The organism is Thalassotalea algicola (genome assembly GCF_012932965.1).
Classification (GTDB): Bacteria; Pseudomonadota; Gammaproteobacteria; order Enterobacterales; family Alteromonadaceae; genus Thalassotalea_F; species Thalassotalea_F algicola.
The window spans coordinates 228021-243069 of the sequence record NZ_JABBXH010000002.1 but is presented as its reverse complement, the minus strand read 5'-3'; the positions used below and the strand labels follow the sequence as shown (position 1 = coordinate 243069).

The 15049-nt window shown below is 39.9% G+C and carries 11 protein-coding genes and 1 pseudogene; 1 reads left to right on the top strand and 11 read right to left on the bottom strand.

Annotated elements, in window-relative coordinates:
* From HII17_RS18950 to HII17_RS05625, 9 genes and pseudogenes are all read right to left on the bottom strand, one after another.
* A pseudogene (locus HII17_RS18950) lies at positions 1-1881 on the bottom strand (hypothetical protein); the annotation flags it as partial.
* A gap of 166 nt (positions 1882-2047) precedes the next feature.
* Complete coding sequence (locus HII17_RS05660; protein ID WP_169074392.1) at positions 2048-2329, bottom strand: hypothetical protein; 282 nt, start codon at positions 2327-2329, stop codon at positions 2048-2050.
* Positions 2330-2563: 234 nt separating this feature from the next.
* Positions 2564-3361 (bottom strand): substrate-binding periplasmic protein, encoded by a 798-nt coding sequence (locus tag HII17_RS05655; RefSeq protein WP_169074391.1) that lies wholly within the window; start codon positions 3359-3361, stop codon positions 2564-2566.
* 32 nt (positions 3362-3393) lie between these two features.
* The gene (locus tag HII17_RS05650) at positions 3394-4299 is read right to left on the bottom strand and encodes a histone deacetylase family protein (RefSeq protein WP_235938660.1); all 906 of its coding nucleotides are present in this window, start codon (positions 4297-4299) and stop codon (positions 3394-3396) included.
* 9 nt (positions 4300-4308) lie between these two features.
* Positions 4309-5091, bottom strand: a complete 783-nt coding sequence (kdsB, locus tag HII17_RS05645) for a 3-deoxy-manno-octulosonate cytidylyltransferase (protein WP_169074390.1) — start codon at positions 5089-5091, stop codon at positions 4309-4311.
* Between the two features lies 1 nt (position 5092).
* Positions 5093-5275 (bottom strand): Trm112 family protein, encoded by a 183-nt coding sequence (locus HII17_RS05640; protein WP_169074389.1) that lies wholly within the window; start codon positions 5273-5275, stop codon positions 5093-5095.
* A 37-nt stretch (positions 5276-5312) separates the two neighbouring features.
* Entirely contained in the window at positions 5313-6326 is a 1014-nt protein-coding gene (gene lpxK, locus HII17_RS05635; protein WP_211185265.1) for a tetraacyldisaccharide 4'-kinase, read from the bottom strand.
* Between the two features lie 3 nt (positions 6327-6329).
* Positions 6330-8072 (bottom strand): lipid A export permease/ATP-binding protein MsbA, encoded by a 1743-nt coding sequence (gene msbA, locus HII17_RS05630; protein WP_169074388.1) that lies wholly within the window; start codon positions 8070-8072, stop codon positions 6330-6332.
* 96 nt (positions 8073-8168) lie between these two features.
* Positions 8169-10505 (bottom strand): DNA internalization-related competence protein ComEC/Rec2, encoded by a 2337-nt coding sequence (locus HII17_RS05625; protein WP_169074387.1) that lies wholly within the window; start codon positions 10503-10505, stop codon positions 8169-8171.
* Positions 10506-10541: 36 nt separating this feature from the next.
* Here HII17_RS05625 and HII17_RS05620 point away from each other — a divergent pair, with 36 nt between their 5' ends.
* A complete protein-coding gene (locus HII17_RS05620; protein ID WP_169074386.1) occupies positions 10542-11051 on the top strand; it encodes a DUF2062 domain-containing protein in 510 nt (169 codons plus the stop codon).
* A gap of 33 nt (positions 11052-11084) precedes the next feature.
* Here HII17_RS05620 and HII17_RS05615 read toward each other — a convergent pair whose 3' ends face one another.
* Positions 11085-13685: a M1 family metallopeptidase gene (locus tag HII17_RS05615; protein ID WP_169074385.1), complete on the bottom strand. Its 2601-nt coding sequence runs from the start codon at positions 13683-13685 to the stop codon at positions 11085-11087.
* Positions 13686-13760: 75 nt separating this feature from the next.
* The gene (gene lolE, locus HII17_RS05610) at positions 13761-15035 is read right to left on the bottom strand and encodes a lipoprotein-releasing ABC transporter permease subunit LolE (protein ID WP_169074384.1); all 1275 of its coding nucleotides are present in this window, start codon (positions 15033-15035) and stop codon (positions 13761-13763) included.
* Positions 15036-15049: the final 14 nt, after the last annotated feature.

The window sequence follows — 15049 nt, the reverse complement described above, 5'->3', positions numbered from 1 at the left end:
ATCAGCACTATCCTCAACTCCGTCACCATCATCATCTGTATCTGCGTTATTGCCGATATCATCTGAATCGGTGTCTACTGATTCATTCGGGTCTAGAGGAAATGCATCAGCACTATCTTCAACTCCGTCACCATCATCATCTGTATCAGCGTTATTCCCTATACCATCTGAATCAGTATCTGTTGATTCACTAGAATCTAATGGAAAAGCATCGTCACTATCTAAAACACCATCGTTATCATCATCGGTGTCGACAGAGTTTTCAATACCATCAGCATCTGTATCGATATAAAGGTTTACATGAAATGACGCAACATTATTATCAAAAGTAATATTTTTGATTGCTACACAGAAAGTATCATTATAAAAGCACTCATTAAATGTATCATTTTCATTGAAACTGGCGATCGTGTCCCAGTAGGATTCAGTAAAAGGTAGGTGCCTTTTTACTTGAGGAGAACCTTCATCGAAATATGCTTTATTCCAATTAAACTCGACTATTTGTAACCCTGACTCTATTTGGCTATGGGTTGAAGTAACCCAGCTAGATTGTGCATTCCCTGCTTGTTCAAGCCACCTATATTCAACCGTAAGATAATGATTAGTATCACCATTAATTAATATTTTATAGATATAAGTGTCATTTTCATAAACAGCCCCATCTGCAATATCACTAGTGAGTAGGTTATAATTGTCCGACGCGTTTATCTCATTAAAATCAAACCACTTCCCGTATAAAGCCTTTTCCCATGCAGAAGGTTGAACATTACTGGAGATCGCAGATAACCCCCACACTCCCATTTCAAATCTCGAATAATAATAATCGGGAAAGCCAAGTAAAAGGTGCCCTAGCTCATGATTCCAAGTTCCAATTCTCCAGGGTTCAACGTTAATATCCTTAAATGTATATTCCGATATATTATTGTAATATTCATATAAAACTGTTTGCTCACTGAATTTAGAAAAATTTGGGTCGTTGCTTTCCACTAGTTCTGCAATTTGTTCATAGTTAATTTCAAACACATCATAGTCGTTTGTAGAGTGCGCACCTGAAAACCAGCTCATGTTATTTCCAGAGCATAATCCAGCTCCGCCTTCGTATACGAGCACCATCCCATCTATAACCCCAGCTAGGTTTGAATTTGCTTTTAAATCAACATTGTATTGGCTAAAATTAACATTATGAAGAGCAACAGCATCTCGCATCGCATCTCTCATTATAGATTCTCTGTCACAATACCAGCGTTGGTTATCTTCATTAAACGTCAGATAACTAGAGCGAGCTTGCAAATAGGAACCAGTTGCAGCTGATTCTAACCAGCCAATAACATCAAACTCTAGCTTTATCTCCCCCCCACTAACATCTTTGAAGTATTGTGCAGGACCAGTTTGACCATTTAACCATTCAGAAAACTTTGAGGCACTTTTCTTTTGATAATTAGGGAAATTAGAATTAGGATTGTTCGGATTGCTTAGGTCTGTTGCAGGATCAAAATCTTCCCAATCAACGAGTAATACTGGAATTTTTATTACTTTTTCTCTTTTTAAACCACACTTAGGCGGTGTATATACTCCCTGTTTATTTACCCATAGCCCATATATTACATATGCTGGTGCTTCTCGAATTCCAAGTTCTTGACTTGAATCATATACCTCTCCTGATGGAACGTTTAATACTAGGTTTTCTTCACACTGCTCTACCTGTGATACATTTAAAGAAGAAACCATACTTTTATTTTTTGCAGCTGATGCATTGTTGCTTTGAAGCACCTTTTTAGAAGGAAGTTTAACTTCTGCCCAACTACTAATAGAAATTATAGAAAAACAACACAAAACCAGCTTTGCTACGATAGCAAAAAAACGTTTATAAATTGTAAACATCCTTATTCTTTATCCCTTATTTTAATACAAAACTTTTTCCTGAGTTGGCGCATATGATAAACAAGTAAGGTATTATTACAAATCAATTATTCTTACTAGACAAGGTCATTAATTAGTACAGTTATTTACAGAACTCCAAGTTATCACAAACTACGTTTGCTCTTTCTTAACGCCAACTGAAAAATCGTGTTAATATCCTATGCCCTTTAAACATCAATCCTTTAATGGTTTGGATAATATTTCCATCATAAAAGCCTATTTTGCATTCGCCTGTTTCACTATCAAATGATGCATCATAAGCAAGTTTGATAGGTTGGTCTTTTCGTTTAGCAAAAACGCCACCCATCGCATTGATGTACTCATGCCATTTACTTTCATCTGCCGCTATTCGTGCCTTTTCAATAACTTCATCAATACCAAGTGATTTCTTTAAACGTCTTAATTTCATTTTGCCTCCTTTCTCCGTTGTGGAAAGGGGGCAATTTGCCTTGTATCCTGCATTTAACCTTAAAGCGGCAAACCTGTATGGATAAACAGTTATTGAGTAAAAAACATTTGAGATATAAGCGAGGTGAAAGTGCTGTACACTAGGTAAGTGTTATCGGTTAACTAATATGATGAACAAGAGCCCGTTATCAATAGAAAGATAACGTATACAGAATTGGGAAATTAGCAATTAAACTTAGTATTCTTCTTCTGGCAATTGATACATTTCTTTAATTGTTAGGCGTTGCTGACTAATGGCTATAAACGCTTGTTGATACTGACTAATGACGTCATCAGGCGTATCAACATTAAATGCGATATAGTTGCCCACTTTATTTACTTCCCAAATTGCGTGGTAGTCACCTGCGTTAAAGCCTAACTGTCGGCTTAAATAGGAAAAACCATGAATGGTTACGACCATCATATCGACCCGCCCTGCTTCTAGCATTAGATAAGCTTGCTTCAACTCCGAGACTTTCGCCATGTTAGATTCAGGAAAGCCTACCTGCATTAGTGCTATTTCGGAGATATCTCCACGTACGGCAGCAACTTTATGATAAAAAATTTCACCTAATTTTTTGAAACTTAATCCTTTGTTTTTTTTCGCCATTAATACATGAGTGGAATTAAAAACTGGCCCTACCCATTTAAATAAATGCTCGCGAGAGTGCGTACGAGACATAGTAAAAAGTGCAGTGTTTTCATCGGTTAAGGTGAAGCGGTAGCCACGACTCCATGGCACAACCGAAATGTCCTGTTCTGGAATGTCTAAATGCTGCCAAAGTGCTTTTAATGTATCAACGGTAATACCTTTAAGCTCACCATTTTCAATATAGTTAGCTGGCGGGTAAACTTCAGAGTAAAACGTTATTTGCTTATCAAGTGCTACCTCAGCATTTTTTGCCATCACCTTTAAATTAGATGCAAAAAATGCGATTGCAATAGCAGCCCAGCTAACCACTTTAACCATTGACGAACCTTTAACGAGTACCATTGTGACTCTAACCGCTCCCTAGCAAGAAACTACTAATTGCGATAAAAAACTTCATTCGCTGTTTCAATAACTATAGCATGTCTGCGCGCGAGTCTATCGTGATCTTTGTCATAGCCACCACCAATTACCGTAGCAATTGGAATTCCGCTTTTTAAACAAGTATTAATTACATATTCGTCACGTTGCTTTATACCTTGCCAGCTTATGTCAAGGCGCCCTAAGACATCGTCTTGCCAAACATCGACGCCAGCATCATAGAGTACTAGATCAGGTTTTTGCTCTTCTAGTAACCGCTCTAATGTTGCTTGAACAACGTGCAAATACTCTGCGTCTTTTAGGCCTATTGCTAAACCAATGTCTAAATCGCTATTAAATTTTCTAAAGGGGAAATTTTTCTCACAATGAATAGAGCAAGTATATGCATTGGCTTCATCGGCCAAAATACTCGCAGTGCCGTCACCTTGATGCACATCTAAATCGAAGATTAATACCTTGTTAACCCGCCCTTCAGCCAACAACGATTTAGCCGTATAAGCCAAATCGTTGATCATGCAAAAGCCTGAACCAAAGTCTGCATGGGCATGGTGCGTACCACCTGCCAAATGGCAGGCTAAACCTTTCTGCAACGCTACTCTTGCGGCCACTAATGTGCCATTGGGGGCCGTCAATGTACGATTGATTAACCCTTGGCTCCAAGGTAACCCCACTCTTCGCCACGCTTTCTCGTCAACTGCGTTTTCACACATTGCCCTCAAGTAATTGATATCGTGAACTATCGACAAGGCTTCTAGGGTTGCTTGCTTAGGTTTAACTATATTGCTTTTTATCAGGCCGCTTTGTTTTAAATATTGGTACAGGCGAACGAACTTCGACATAACAAATCGATGATCGTCAGGAAAAGGACATGAGTAGTTGTCATGATAAATAAGCGGTAACAAATGCTACCCTTATTTATTAACTATAGATGCAGCAAAGTCACGTGCTTTTGCTAAATCTTCCGGTGTATCTACGCCTTCAACAGGTGTACGACTTTGTGCGACAGCAACATGAATTTTCTCACCTTGCCAAAGCACTCTTAGTTGCTCTAACGATTCAATTTTTTCAAGTTCACTTGCTGGCCAAGCTACATAATCTTGTATAAAGCCTGCACGGTAAGCATAAATGCCGATATGCCTTAAATAAAAATCACCTATTTCAGGGCTTTCTTTGCCATAAAAACGTTCGCGATCATAAGGGATCGTCGCTCGGCTAAAATATAAAGCATAGCCGTCTTTATCGGTAAGCACTTTAACTGCATTCGGGTTGAAAGCTTCTTCAGCATCGTCAATATGTACAGCAAGTGTCGCCATGCGCGCCGTGTTTTGTCCAGCATTCTGTGTCGCTAAGTTTGTCGCAACTTGAGCAATATTGTCTGCCGGAATAAACGGTTCGTCGCCCTGAACATTGACAATAACTTGATCAGCTGAAAATTGATATTTTTCTACCACTTCGGCAAGTCGTTCAGTGCCAGATTGATGATCGGCTCGTGTACGGCATACTTCACCACCAAAACCTTCTACGACATCAACAACTTGATCATTATCGGTAGCAACGATGACTTTTTCTGCACCACTGGCCTTTGCCTTTTCAACCACCCATTGAATCATAGGCTTACCACCAATATCTGCTAGCACTTTGCCTGGTAGGCGTGACGATTCATAGCGAGCAGGTACAACAACGATAAACGACATATTAACTCTCTGATTCTTTAATGCGGCGAGCTTCATTTTCAAGCAATACCGGAATATTATTCTCAATTGGGTAAGCAAGACGATCAAACTTACAAATTAGCTCATTGTTTTCTTTGTCTAATACCAGCTTACCTTTACATGATGGGCAGGCAAGGATGTCCATTAATTTAATATCAAAAGCCATAACTGTCTCTTAGTTCATTTTATTGTTTTAACATTGTTTAAGCATTGCTTACGCACTGTTTTAACAGTTGCTCAAATCTGTTTTCTGTTTCTTGTTCAAAGTTTGCTGAGATAGCCAAATACCACCAGTTTTCATCGGCAAATGTTTGGCACTTCACCGCATCTTTTTCTGTCATCACAATCGGCAACTCTTTCCCAAGCTTATCAAAATCTGTTGATTGATAAGCATGATGATCAACAAAACCACGTGCATTAATTACCGCAATATTACACGCCTTTAACGTGTTAAAAAAGCGATTAGGGTCACCTATACCTGCGATAGCATTTACTTGTTTATGTTCGTTAGCAAAGTCGGCGACGGATATTTGCTCGGCAGTTTTAACATTAACAAAGCGTTGAGGAGACAAAGTCATATTGACTTGGTTAGCTACCACCGATTGTCTATCGCCATTTACGACAATCAAATTGGCTGTATTTAAACGCCAAGTTCCTTCTCTAAGCGGCCCTGCTGGCAATAAAAGCCCATTACCAAATAACCGATTACCGTCCACTACTACAATCTCTTTTGCACGTGCCATTTTATAATGCTGCAAGCCATCGTCAGCCAAAATTAACTGACAACCTTGCTGCTCGAGCAACTTAACTGCAGCAACTCTATTTGGCCCAACAGCTACCGGCACATTACAACGTTTATAAAGCATTAAAGGCTCATCGCCCGTGTGCGCCGTAATTGATTGCTCATTGAGTAAATAAGGGTAATGAGGTGCGTTTCCACCATAACCTCGGCTAACCACTCCTACCTCAATACTAAGCTTTTTGCATAGCTCAATTAGGTAGATAGCCAGTGGGGTTTTTCCGTTACCACCAATACCAATATTGCCAATAACAACAACGGGAACATCAGTATGATGAGTCGGGAGTAACTTCGCTTTATATAGCAAGCGCCTTAAAGCGGTTAACAACCAAAACAATAGAGTGAATGGCAGCAATAACGGGACTAGCCACCACTTGGCAGAGTCATTGTGAAACCATACTCGCTCAATCAATCGCATTAATTATTGACCAAATTGAAAGTTGTGAAGCTGAGCATAGGCGCCGTCGCGGGTTAACAATGCTTGATGGCTTCCTTGTTCAATCACTTTACCTTGATCAAGTACTAATATGGTATCGGCACTTTCGATGGTCGATAAGCGATGCGCAATCACAATACTGGTTCTATTCTCTTGTAATGCAGTAAGAGCATCTTGGATATGACGCTCTGACTCTGTATCCAACGCACTCGTTGCTTCGTCAAGAATTAGAAACGGCGCATCACATAACAAGGCACGCGCAATCGCTACTCGTTGTCTTTGACCACCAGAAAGCGACGAACCATTTTCACCTACATTGGCATCTAAGCCATCGGCTAATTGTTCTGAAAACTCTAAAACATGTGCCTTACGCGCCGCTTCGATAATTTCTTCTCGGCTCGCATCTGGCTTGCCATAAGCGATGTTATTGGCGATGCTGTCATTAAACAAAACCACTTGCTGTGACACATAAGCAAACTGCTTTCGTAAGTCTTTTAATTGGTATTGGTTAATGTCTATACCATCAATTTTGACTGCACCTTTTGTTGCTTGGTAAAAACGCAATAACAATGAAATTGTTGTTGACTTACCGCTACCAGAACGCCCAACTAGTGCAATGGTTTCACCTGGTTTCGCGGTAAATGACAAGCCCGAAAGCGACGGTTTATCTTCATCACCGTAGTAAAAGTCAACATCATCAAAGACTAGGTCACCGTTCGATTTTGCAAGCGCTTCTTTACCGGTATCTTGCTCTATATTTTTATCTAGTACTTCATAAATACTGATACAAGCCGCCATACCGCGCTGGAATTCACTATTAACAGTAGTTAACAGCTTAAGTGGTCTTAATAACATAGACATACAAAGCAGTACGTTAACGAATGCACCTGGTGTTAACGCATCTTTCATACTGTCTAGGTTGGCAACGTACAAAACAAACGCTAACGCAAAAGAGGCGATAATTTGAATAATAGGTACACTACCCGACTTGGTCGCCACCATTTTCATTCGCTGCTGACGGTTGTTTTTATTAATTTTGGCAAAGCGCTCGCTTTCGCGCTTTTGACCACCAAACGTTAACACAACTTTATGACCATTAAAGGTTTGTTCAGCGGCGCTTGTCACCTCTCCCATGGTATTTTGAATGCTTTTACTGACTTTACGAAAACGTTTAGACACGTAGTTAACAATAATCACAATTATGGGGGTGATAAGCAGGAATATCGACGATAATTGCCAGCTATGGTAAAACATTACGATAAGCAAACCGATGACAAATGCACCTTGCTGCACTAAGGTTAGCAGTGCCTTGCTCGTTGCTCTTAATACTTGTTCGGTATCGTAAGTAAGTTTTGAAATAAGCTTACCGGTAGATTCTTTATCATGATAAGCCACGGGCATCGCCATGATGTGGTCGAATAATTGTTGACGAATATCAGTTACAACATTGTTACCGACCCACGCCAAACAGTAGTTTCCGATAAAATGGCAGATGCCACGAATAATAAACATAACAATAACAAACAGCGGAGCCCACTTCATAAACTCTGGATCTTTCCCTTGTAAACCTTCATCTATAAGCGGCTTTATCTGAGAAAACACAAAACTATCTACTGAGGCGTAACCCAACATACCAATAATGGCAGCAATCAATCCTGCTTTGTATACCTTGGTATACCCCATTAATCGCTTAAACGTCTGCCATGTTGTCGGGGAAGAATCTGACATATAATTACTCAACTTATACTTATGGTCGCTATTCTAGCGTTATTCGTCGCGGCAACCAACTGATAAACCACAAAGTTCATTTTAACGCATGCTTAACTATTGATTAAACCAATATGGGGATATCTCTTGCCGAAAACTAGTCACTTGCCACTGATTGTCAGAAATTTTCACCTTCAACATGCCAAGCTCATTGGTGCTATAAACATTTACCCCTAATTTTTGATATCGACTAACCACTTGTTGATTTGGCATGCGCCATTGGTTAAGAAACCCGGCACTAAAGAACACGTCGCTGGGGTTAACGTGTTGAATAAATGCCTGACTAGAAGATGATTTAGAGCCATGATGAGGCGCAATTAAGATATCTGCACTCAGATTGGGATACATGCGGATTAACTGCTTTTCTATTTTTTTACCAATATCACCCGTAATTAATACTGTTGTATTTCCGTCTGTAATTGTTACTACACATGAGTCATCATTCTTATCCGCCACTTGCTCAATCGGCCAAAGCATAGAGACAGTTAGGCCTTGCCATTGTAAATTGCTTCCAGCCAAACAAGGTGACTGCTTTCCAAAAAAAGCCTCTATCACTTGAGCATTAAACACTAATTGAACATTAGGATAGTCGCGCAATAACTGAGGTAAACCGCCCGCATGATCGCTATCATCATGGCTCACAATAACCGTATCAAGCGTTAAGCTTTGGTGTTGTAAAAAAGGAGAAATTACCTGTTCGACCATATTCCATCCCGACGGATAGGCATTTCCCGTGTCATACAACAGCGTATTTTCACCTTTAGCTATTGCGATAGCTAACCCTTGACCCACATCAAGCACATTGATTGTCCATTTAGGTTTAACTTGCTCGGCAAAACCAGACAGCAGTGTTACACCTGTGCATGCAGTAGCCGATAACACGAGTAAACGTAAACGCGACTTATCCATGAAAAAGAAAAATAAACCGGTAATAATAGCGAGAAGTATCATCAACCAAGTCATATGATGACTTAGTTGAACACTAGCCATAGACCAACTTGCGAGCAACTCTAAGTAAGCCCAAAGCGCAGTTAATATGAACTCTATAGCACTAAAAAAGTAGCTAGATAATAGTGGTAAAAAACCACTTAGCACGAGCGAGACAAAAAGTAGCGGCATGACAATAAAACTGATCACTGGTAACGCCAACAAGTTAGCAAGTAAGGCAATTATTGAGCTTTGTTGAAAAATAAAAGCAGATATCGGCATTAACACCAATGATAAACTCACTTGTATTAGCAAAAAACCAACGATGCCTTTTTTCACACCTTTCAAGTGACGTATAAAGTGCTGCAATCGCCAATAAAGACTAACGATCGCTATTACCGCAAGGTATGACAACCAAAAGCTAGTGCTATACAGGCTTGCAGGTAACACAATCAAAGTAACAAACACTGCGACAATAATTAGCCTTGATGGCGTTAATTTAAGTGAAAAGTATTGGCTAATACAAAATATGTAGAAAAAAATTAATGCCCGGATCGTCGGAATTGAAAAACCTGCCAAATACGCATAGAAACTGCTGAATATAAGCGCACAAGTTAATGCAATATAAACTAAATTATGCCTAGCGAGTAGCACACTCGCTGTTTTGTTTAAGGCAGAAAGAGGAAGTAATTTCACCGCAAAAAATAGCAAACTAAAACTCAACCAAACAACCAACGCAATATGCAACCCAGAGATAGCGACTAAGTGCTGAGTTCCGGTTTTTTGCAACACCGTCCACGTGTTTTTATTGAATAAACTTCTATCACCGAAGCTCAGTGCAAGGATTAGCGAACGCTGGTTATTATCACCTAATAGCTGTCGAATATATCGGTAAAACTGCGCTCGTAGTGATGTTTCTTGTTCAGTAATAACAACTTTTTTAGCCGTAACGACATAGCCTGTTGCAACAATATTTTGGCTACGCAACCATCGTTGATAACTGAACCCACCAAGATTTGCTAAACCATTTGCAGGTTTTAATTTGATAGCAGCTTTAATATTAGCGTTATTTTCTAAAGTTAGTTTAGACGATTGCCAATTTAACCTTACCTTTAGCGGACGCTTCAATTGTTGCTGATCTATAGCGTGAATTTTGGCAGTAAAACGCCAGCCATTAGGCGTTTTACTGGGAATGCCTAATACCGTAAAATTTGAATGATGTTGTTGATAAAAAAAGTTTGAATTGTCAGCAAGCTGGTTATCTTGCCAACTTAATTGATAACTTTGTCCATGGTTAAACATCCACAAGATACCCAACACAGCACTAAGAAATAGCCGATATTGATTAAAGGCTATCCAAGCTAGCAGTATTAAGAACATTGAACATTCATAAAAAAGCGCTGGCACTGTAGGGGCTAATAATGACAAAATAGCACCTACGATAAAGCTTAATAGCCACCTATCCATAGTGGTTAATTACAATCCTTTTAGTTGTTGTAGGTTATGCCCAAAAAAACCATTAAACGTCTTATGCCTGATCATCACACGATCAAGTCTAACAAACACCTACAGATTTTTGGTGATTTGCTACATAACCCAAATTTATGGCACCTCAACCGCCGTAGCGTCGCTAAAGCATTCGCCATAGGCTTGTTTTTTGCCTTTATCCCTGTGCCGTTTCAAATGGTTTTGGCTGCAGGTACCGCTATTATAGTACATGCAAATTTACCGCTTTCTATTGCCCTTGTTTGGATAACAAATCCATTAACTATGCCCGCAATATTTTATGCCTGCTACATTGTTGGTACTTGGCTTATAGGCGCAGAGGAAAAGCCATTTGTATTTGAAGCTTCGTGGCAATGGGTGGTCGATAGTTTATCGACAATTGGCCCAGCTTTTTTATTAGGCTGTGGCGCATTAGCAGTAACGTTTGGGATTGTTGGGTATTTTGGTATCCAATTTTTATGGCGCCTGTCAGTAAGAAAAGAGTGGAAGAAACGAGCAAACAGATAAAAAAGGGGCCCTAAGGCCCCTTTTTTTTATGGTTTAATTTAACGCCTGATATTGCCCGACGAAGCGATTAAACTCTGGTTGAGCTCGACGCTTTTGCTTTATACAGTTATCGGTCGCTTCAACGCTTTTCTTCAAGCTTGCCTGATATACAGGCCCTTTGCCTTCAAATAACTTCTGCTTCATATCCAAATTAGCTGCATCACAGTTTGAATTTAGTATGAGTGGCATATAACTTAAGTACACTTCAGGTAGCTTGCCCTTTAGTGCGTCATAGTTTGTAGTGATCCACCGATAAAGTGACGACTGATCGTTATTAATGTAGTACAAACCTGAAAGTGGCCCCATCTTATCACCCGCAGGTATTCGATCGCCCAATAGCTCGTCAAAGACCACTTGCATTGACGCCTTATCTGTAAAATAAATTGAGCCCATGATATTTGATTTCAACGTAGCATCTGTAGTTGACAAATAAACATCAAAATATTGTTTTGCCAATGCATTATTACCATGCATAGCTGCAATTCTCAGCGCTTCTCGACCCAAACCTGCATCGAAAGATGTTGGCGATTTGAGGTATTGTTGAGCAAGTACCTGCATATCTTTAACTAACGCGGGTTCATTACCTAATTGACCGAGTGTTCTGATCACTCGTGGTCGTAAAGAAAGGATTTCATCACTATCATTTTTACGTGTCTTCGCGCCTAATTTTTTGTACCAAGGACCAATGATGTCGGTAACGAGTCGAGCAACCTGAGCTTTGTTTTCTGCCGATTGGTATAGCTCAGCATACGCTTTGATACCTTCTAACACTTGTTTAAAAACCGCAAGGTCTGTAGAGCTACTCATACGTTGATAGAGCTCCATCATTTCATAAATACTAATTTCGCCAGCATCTAATAAGCCTGTCATATTTGACAGAAGCGCCACTTGTTCTCGGGGGCTCAATTGGTCTAAGTCAGCCAACAATGCTTGATACTGCTCTTGCGGCAGTTTCCACCTAAAATAACCATTGCCATTTTCCACAGGAAACAACCACTCAGCTTCGATTGCTGGCTCAAACACCATTGATGGATTGTCTAGAATTAAGCTTTGATACTTAATTTCACCGTTTACTTTATATTTCATTGCCAGTGGCACTTGCCACTGCTGATTAGCTAAGTCGACACCATAATTACTGAATCGTTGCTGCGTTATTTTTCCGTCTTTTTCAAAGTTGACTAACGCATAGCCTGGCTGGTCTAAATAAGTGCTGGCAATTGCATTAACATTCTCGCCAGAGGCTTGAGATACTTCTGTCCATAGGTCATCAGCTACCGTATTTTTCCATTGGTACTTTTTCATGTACCGCTGAATGGCTAATTGAAAATTATCGATACCAACCAGTTGTTCAAACATAGATAAAATAGCGTGACCCTTTGAGTAGTTAAGACCTAAACCATCTTCAATATCATCGTTATTTTTTACTTCCTTTCGTATTGCTTTGGTTGCAGACAACGCATCTTCATAAAATGCACCTTCTTGAGGTAAGAGAAGCTCTGAACGTAATTCTGGATAAAGCCCATCCATTACTTTTTGCGCCATCCAGGTCGCAAATGCTTCGTTTAACCAAAGGTCATCCCACCATTTCATGGTCACCAGATCGCCATACCACATATGAGCAAGTTCATGAGCAATAACATTCAGTGTGCCGTTAGCTTCACTAGCTGTAGCATTATCGCCACGTAGCAATAGTTCTTGGCGATAAGTCACTAAGCCGGGATTCTCCATTGCGCCAAATGCATAATCAGGTACTGCGATAAAATCGAGCTTCTTGTACGGATAAGGCATTCCAAAATACTGCTCTAATGCTTTTAATATTTTAGGTGTGTGCTTTACGGCATAACCCGTTTGATTTGCCGTGCCTTTTGGAGAGTAAATATTGCCCTTCACACCAAGCCCATTAATGGGTGTTTTATCCAATGGCCCTACCGTAAGCGCCAATAAATAACTTGGCATAGGTGGTGTTTCGGCAAAGGTTACGGTTTGTAAGTCACCTGAGGTTGTGCTGCTCTGTTGAGGTGTATTTGCTACAACGGTTAGCGACTTAGGCACTGTTAAAATGAATTGATAAGGAATTTTTGTATCAGGCTCGTCAAAGCTAGGGAAGACTCGCCTCGCATATAGCGACTGAAACTGGGTAAACAAATAAGTTTGATCATTGTATTGGGTTTTGTACAAACCAAGTGCATCGGTTGAAAATTCAGCGTTGTAATCAATTGTTAGTTGATAACTTCCTGCTGGAATGTCCTTTCCATCCGACAACCACAACATATCATACTCGCCAGGGCTTACCTGCAGACGTCTTACAGACTCCCCTTGGCTTAGGTTTATCGTTTTTATGTCAAGATTAATACCATGTACGGCTATTTTACTAACACTGCCATTGATGGCTAAATCAATAACGGTTTTGCCACTAAACGAAGCTTTATCAGGAAGCAAAGATAACTCTATCACTTGCTTAGTTGCAGCGATGTTATTAGGTAATCGATATTCTAATTGCTTTGCATTTAGCGGTTTAATAAAGATTATTATTGCTGCTAGAAGCCATAATAGTTTCGCCTGTTGAATTAAGCGGGGTCCGCGTCCTTTTCTCATTATTATTTCCACTTATTTGTATAAGTTTTAAACTATAAGTGGAAATTCAAGGAAACTCCAGATGTTAATACAATGTTAAATTTGACCGAGTACTTTCGCTGGTTCTACTTTTGTCGCTTGCCATGCAGGATAAATAGTAGCAAATACACTCATAGTAAACGCGACAATAGTGGTGATATAGATATCTGTACTGTTGACTGAAGTTGGCAGATAATCAATAAAGTAAACATCTCCAGATAAAAACTGAACATTAAACGCATTCTCAATGCTAGCAAAGATCTCGGTAAGATGTTTTGCAATGTAAGCACCAATTAATGCGCCAGAAACCGAGCCTATAATGCCATTGCTCATTCCTTGCATTATGAAAACAGTCATTATCTGACTTTGGCTCGCACCCATAGTTTTTAAAATAGCAATGTCACCCTTTTTCTCATTTACCATCATAATTAGGGTTGAGACAATATTAAAACTGGCAACCGCAATAACTAATACCATCACAATAAACATTACAGCTCTAACTAGCTGAATATCATTGAATAAATGACCTTCAGTGTACGTCCAATCATAAATATAAACATAGTGGTCAAATTGGTATGCAAGCTCTCGTGCAATTTGATTAGCGGCAAACACGTCAGCAACCTTTAAACGGATCCCTTGCACGGTATTTTCTTTATACCCTTGCAATTCCGCGGCAAGCGAAAGCGGAATGTAGGCTAAAGAATCATCGATCATACCGCCAAACTTGAAGATAGCACCTATGGTAAGGTTCACTCTCTTCGGGGCTTTAAACTTCTGTTCTAGCCCACCTGTGCCGCTATTTTGCGGGACCAATACTTGAATCTTGTCACCGACGTTAACATCGAGCTTCTTGGCAATACCTGCACCAATAACTAACTGCGCTGGTTCGCCTTCTTTTGTCAGTTCAAAAGTTTGTTGCCAACTGCCATCAATTATATAGTCATTAATATTGCTAACAGCTAGCTCTAATTGTGCGTCTACGCCTCGTATTTCTACCGCTTTTAAGGCTGATTTATATTGCATCATGCCTGTTAATTTAATTACGGGTGCCACAGATATAACTTGAGGGTGCTGTGTAAGCTTTTGGGCGCGTTGTTGCCAATTTTTCACCGGCTCATTAACCGCGATTAGTTCTGCATGAGGCACTATAGAAAGTAGTTTCTCAGCAAGTACTTTTTCAAAACCATTCATAGCGGATAAAACAACAATAAGTACCATGACACCTAGCGCGATGCCAATTGTCGACGCCGCCGAAATAAACTTTGCAAACCCTTTGCCACGCCGACTTCGGATATAACGTAATCCAACAAATAAACTAAACGGTTGAAACACTTTAACGTCCTCTG

Coding starts and splice junctions, on each gene's coding strand:
- HII17_RS05660 (WP_169074392.1), bottom strand. CDS start 2,329: ATGAAATTAAGACGTTTAAAGAAATCACTTGGTATTGATGAAGTTATT.
- HII17_RS05655 (WP_169074391.1), bottom strand. CDS start 3,361: ATGGTACTCGTTAAAGGTTCGTCAATGGTTAAAGTGGTTAGCTGGGCT.
- kdsB (WP_169074390.1), bottom strand. CDS start 5,091: ATGTCGTTTATCGTTGTTGTACCTGCTCGCTATGAATCGTCACGCCTA.
- HII17_RS05640 (WP_169074389.1), bottom strand. CDS start 5,275: ATGGCTTTTGATATTAAATTAATGGACATCCTTGCCTGCCCATCATGT.
- lpxK (WP_211185265.1), bottom strand. CDS start 6,326: ATGCGATTGATTGAGCGAGTATGGTTTCACAATGACTCTGCCAAGTGG.
- msbA (WP_169074388.1), bottom strand. CDS start 8,072: ATGTCAGATTCTTCCCCGACAACATGGCAGACGTTTAAGCGATTAATG.
- HII17_RS05625 (WP_169074387.1), bottom strand. CDS start 10,505: ATGGATAGGTGGCTATTAAGCTTTATCGTAGGTGCTATTTTGTCATTA.
- HII17_RS05620 (WP_169074386.1), top strand. CDS start 10,542: ATGCCCAAAAAAACCATTAAACGTCTTATGCCTGATCATCACACGATC.
- HII17_RS05615 (WP_169074385.1), bottom strand. CDS start 13,685: ATGAGAAAAGGACGCGGACCCCGCTTAATTCAACAGGCGAAACTATTA.